This is a genomic window from Streptomyces boncukensis (assembly GCF_011045075.1).
GTDB lineage: Bacteria > Actinomycetota > Actinomycetes > Streptomycetales > Streptomycetaceae > Streptomyces > Streptomyces boncukensis.
The window spans coordinates 1-4,258 of the sequence record NZ_JAAKZZ010000576.1 but is presented as its reverse complement, the minus strand read 5'-3'; the positions used below and the strand labels follow the sequence as shown (position 1 = coordinate 4,258).

Annotated in this window: 4 protein-coding genes and 1 pseudogene; 1 reads left to right on the top strand and 4 read right to left on the bottom strand. The window is 76.3% G+C overall.

Annotated elements, in window-relative coordinates:
* The 3 genes from G5C65_RS32300 to G5C65_RS32290 form a co-directional block, all read right to left on the bottom strand.
* A partial coding sequence (locus G5C65_RS32300) for a BlaI/MecI/CopY family transcriptional regulator (protein ID WP_165302599.1) occupies positions 1-436 on the bottom strand: 436 nt, incomplete at its 3' end.
* A 1-nt stretch (position 437) separates the two neighbouring features.
* Entirely contained in the window at positions 438-1,265 is an 828-nt protein-coding gene (locus G5C65_RS32295; protein WP_165302598.1) for a phosphoenolpyruvate hydrolase family protein, read from the bottom strand.
* 12 nt (positions 1,266-1,277) lie between these two features.
* Positions 1,278-2,519, bottom strand: coding sequence for a Tm-1-like ATP-binding domain-containing protein (locus G5C65_RS32290; protein WP_165302600.1), 1,242 nt, complete (start codon positions 2,517-2,519; stop codon positions 1,278-1,280).
* A gap of 140 nt (positions 2,520-2,659) precedes the next feature.
* Here G5C65_RS32290 and G5C65_RS32285 point away from each other — a divergent pair, with 140 nt between their 5' ends.
* The gene (locus tag G5C65_RS32285) at positions 2,660-4,135 is read left to right on the top strand and encodes an aminotransferase class I/II-fold pyridoxal phosphate-dependent enzyme (RefSeq protein WP_165302597.1); all 1,476 of its coding nucleotides are present in this window, start codon (positions 2,660-2,662) and stop codon (positions 4,133-4,135) included.
* Here the strand turns inward: G5C65_RS32285 and G5C65_RS39735 are convergent.
* Positions 4,132-4,258: pseudogene (locus G5C65_RS39735) on the bottom strand (IS630 family transposase); the annotation flags it as partial. The gene G5C65_RS32285 and the pseudogene G5C65_RS39735 overlap by 4 nt on opposite strands.

The window sequence follows — 4,258 nt, the reverse complement described above, 5'->3', positions numbered from 1 at the left end:
CCCCGCCACCGGAGCCCGGTCCCCCCGGGTCCGCGCCGCCGGCCTCCGGCGGGGCCTCCCGCAGCAGTTCGCGGACGAGGCGCTCGTCCTGCTCGCTCAGCGAGGAGACGAAGCTGGCGAGGACGGCGTCCCGGTCGGCCTCGCCGTCCAGCACGCGGCGCATCCGCAGCGCCGCGAGACCCGCCTCGTCGGCGACCGGGCTCCACACGTACGAGCGGCCCTCGCGGGTGCGGGTGACGGCCCGTTTGGCGTGCAGCCGGGTCAGGATGGTCACCACCGTGGTGTACGCCAGGCCGCCGCCGAGGCGCTGCCGCACCCACCCCGCGGTGGCCGGCCCCGCCGCGGTGCGCAGCGCGGACAGCACCTGGGATTCCAGCTCTCCTTGACCCCGGCGGCGCCCCGGGGACGCCTCGTCGCCCTTCGCCATGCCGGGCATCCTACCGAGCGGCGGTGACAGCCTTGAACGCTCTGGTCTGCTCGGTGATCGCCCGCTCGCTGGGCAGCCGTTCGATGGAGGAGGCGCCGAAGAAGCCGACGACTCCCTCGGTGTGCTCCAGGACGTAGCGGGCGTCCTCCGGTTCGGCGATCGGGCCGCCGTGGCAGAGCACCAGCACCTCCGGGTCGACCCGCCTGGCCGCGTCGTGCATGGCCTGCACCGCGGCGACGGCCTGGTCGAGGGTGAGGGCCGTGCCCGCGCCGATCGCGCCCTTGGTGGTCAGGCCGACGTGCGGGACGAGCACGTCGGCGCCCGCGCGGGTCATCTCCGCCGCCTGCTCCGGGTCGAAGACGTACGGCGCGGTGAGCAGGCCCCGCTCGCGGGCCAGGCGCACGGCGTCGACCTCCAGCCCGTACCCCATGCCGGTCTCCTCCAGGTTGGTGCGGAAGACGCCGTCGTAGAGCCCGACCGTGGGGAAGTTCTGCACCCCGGCGAAGCCCATCGCCTTGAGCTGGTCCAGGAAGCGGCCCATGTCGCGGAACGGGTCGGTGCCGCAGATCCCGGCCAGCACCGGGGTGTCCCGGACCACGGGCAGCACTTCGCGGGCCATGTCCACGACAATGGCGTTCGCGTCCCCGTACGGCAGCAGCCCGGCGAGCGAGCCGCGGCCCGCCATGCGGTAGCGGCCGGAGTTGTAGATGATCAGCAGGTCGACTCCGCCCGCCTCGGCGCACTTGGCGGACAGGCCGGTGCCCGCGCCCGCGCCGATGACCGGCCGCCCCGCGGCAACCTGGGCGCGCAGCCGGACGAGTGCTTCCTCGCGTTCCATGGAACGGTCCTCTCAGCTCTTTCGGTGAACGGTGATCAGCTGGTGCAGCCGGTCCGCTGCGGCCACCGCGAAGGACGCGTCGTTGAGGTGCGCGTCGACCTCGTGCAGCGGGACGCCGGTGCCCTCCAGCGCGGCGCCCAGCGCGCTCCGCCCGGCCGCGTCGGCGGCCGGGTCCTCGAAGGGGCCGCCGGGCGCGTCGAGTGCCGAGACGCCGCGCAGCGGCCAGAAGACCTCGGCCGGCCCCCGGGCCGCCGCGAGCTTGCGGCCCAGCTCCGTGCCCAGCGCGGCCATCTCCTCGGCCGTGGTCCGCATCAGCGTGACGGCGGGGTTGTGGACGTACAGCGTGCGGTCCGTGAAGCGCTCCGGGACGGTCTCGCGCGGGCCGAAGTTGACCATGTCCAGCGCGCCGGGCGCCACGACCTGGGGCAGCCGTGCGGCACCGGCCGCCGTCAGCCGGCCGGGGCCCGCGCTGAGGACGCCGCCGACGAGTTCGTCCGCCAGCTCGGTGGTGGTCAGGTCCAGTACGCCGTCGAGCGCCTGCTCAGCGGCGAGCCGCTCGACCGCGCGGCCTCCGGCGCCGGTGGCGTGGAAGACCAGGACCTCATGGCCGAGTTCGGCCAGCCGGGCGCGGGCCGCGTCCACGGCGGGAGTGGTGACGCCGAACATGGTCGCCGCCACCACCGTGCGGCCCGGTGCCGCGGGCGTCGCGAGCTCCTGCTCGTGGTGCCGGGCCATTCCGGCGGCAGCGGCGGCGGCGTTGCCCAGCACCCGCGCCGAGACGGAGTTGATGCCCGCGATGTCCACCACGCTGGAGCCGAGCGTCAGGTCGCTGCTGCCCACATACGGGCCGACATCTCCCCCGGCCATCGTGCTGACCAGCAGCTTCGGCACCCCGATGGGCAGCGCCCGCATGGCGCGGGCCGCGATGGCGGAGCCGCCGCTGCCCCCGGCGGCGAGCACGGCGTGCAGCTCGCCGCGTGCGTGCAGGTCCCGCACCACGCACTCGGCGCCTTCCGCCATCGCCGCCACTGCGGCGCCCCGGTCCCCGGCGGCGCGCAGCCGCGTCAGATCGTGCCCCGCGGCTCGCGCCACGTCGGCGGCTGTCACGTCCGCGGCAGGAGCGGAGGCGGGCGGCGGCAGCACCCCCGTGTCCACCAGCAGTACCGCGCAGCCCTGCGCACGGAGCCGGTCGCGCAGCCAGGCGTACTCGACGCCCTTGGTGTCGAGCGTCCCGATCAGCACCACGGTCGCCATCCCGCCCACTCTCCCTCGCACCTCGTCGTACGGCATCCGGAACGTGCTCATCCTCGAACCGGCGCGCGGTGCGGCCAAGGCCACTTCGGGGGAACTGGCCTGCGCGTGTCGGGACCGGCCAGGACCGCGATAATGGAGGTGTGCGACGCGTCTCCCCCAGCCGGCTCTCCCGGCTGCTGACGGGCTGGTCCGCCACGGCCGCCGACCGCCCCGGCGACCGCTCGGCCCCGCACCCGGCAGGGCCGGGGCACCTGCTGCCCCAGCGGCTCGCCGCCGCGCTGCGCGAGCTGGCCGAGCGCGGTGACGTGCCCGCCGGGACGGTGCTGCCTTCGCAGCGCGCGCTGGCCGCCGTGCTGGGGGTCAGCCGCTCCACGGTCACCGCCGCCTACGGCCAGCTGGAGGCCGAGGGCTGGCTGGCGAGCAGGCAGGGCAGCGGCTCCCGGCTGCGCGGTACGCCGCTGAGCCGCGAGCGCGCCGGCGAGGGGCGGCTCGCGAGCTTCGACGAGCGGCGCGGCGACGCCCTCTCGGACGTGCTCGACCTGTCCAGCGGGGCGCTGGACGGCATCGCGGCGGTGGACGCGGCGGTCGACGGCCTGTCCGCGGCCGACCTGGGGCCGCTGCTGCGCTCGGACGGCTACCTCCCCTACGGGCTGCCGGCGCTGCGCGAGGCTCTGGCCGGCTACTACGCGCAGTGCGGTACGCCGACGACGCCGGAGCAGATCCTGGTGACGGCCGGCTCGCAGCAGGCGGTGTGGCTGCTGGCGCAGGCGCTGGCCGATCCCGGCGACACGGTGGTCACCGAGAACCCCACCTACCGCGGCGCGCTGGAGGCGCTGCGGGCGCGCGGCGCGCGCCTGGTGGCGCTGCCGGACGACGGCACGGGCACCCCGGCGGGGGCCCCGCCGGACGCCGCGCTGCTCCGGCGCGTACGGGCACGCCTGGTCTATCTCCAGCCGACGGCGCACAACCCCACAGGGCGCAGCCTCCGCCCCGCCGCGCGCCGCGCCTGGGCGGAGCTGCTCACCCGGCTCGGCGAGGAGCAGGGGCTGTTCACCGTGGAGGACACCGCGTGCGCCGAGCTGACGCTGCACGGGGACGGACCTCCGGTGCCGCTGACCGCGCAGCTGGCGGACGACAGGACGGCGACGGTGGGCACCCTCTCCAAGCTGTTCTGGGGCGGCCTGCGGGTGGGCTGGATCCGGGCCGCGCCGCCGCTGGTGCGGCGGCTCGCGGAGGTCAGGAAATCGGTCGACCTGTCCGGCCCGGTGCTGGACCAGGTGCTGGCGGTCCGGCTGCTCGCGCGGCTGCCTGCCGCGCGGGCCCAGCGGCGGGGCGCGCTGCGGGAGCAGCTCGCCGCGGCGGAGGCGCTGCTGCGGGAGCGGGCGCCCGGGTGGGAGTGGGAGCACCCGGCCGGCGGGCCCGCGCTGTGGGTGCGGATGCCGGGCGCCGACGCGGAGGCGGCGGCCCAGGTGGCCCGCCGGCGCGGGGTGCTGGCCGTTCCCGGCCCGGCGTTCTCTCCGGTGGACGGCTTCCGCGACCGGGTGCGGGTGCCGTACGCGCGCGACCCCGCGATGCTGGCGGAGGCCCTCCGGGTGCTGGCGGAGAGCGCCCGCTAGTGTCCTGAGTCGGAGATTCGTCGGCAGTAGGTTGCGACCTTTTCGAGGATCTCGTCGGCGGTCTTTGTCCAGATGAAGGGCCGGGGGTTGGTGTTCCAGTCGGCGAGCCAGGTGCGGATGTCG

Coding starts and splice junctions, on each gene's coding strand:
- G5C65_RS32290 (WP_165302600.1), bottom strand. CDS start 2,519: ATGGCGACCGTGGTGCTGATCGGGACGCTCGACACCAAGGGCGTCGAG.
- G5C65_RS32295 (WP_165302598.1), bottom strand. CDS start 1,265: ATGGAACGCGAGGAAGCACTCGTCCGGCTGCGCGCCCAGGTTGCCGCG.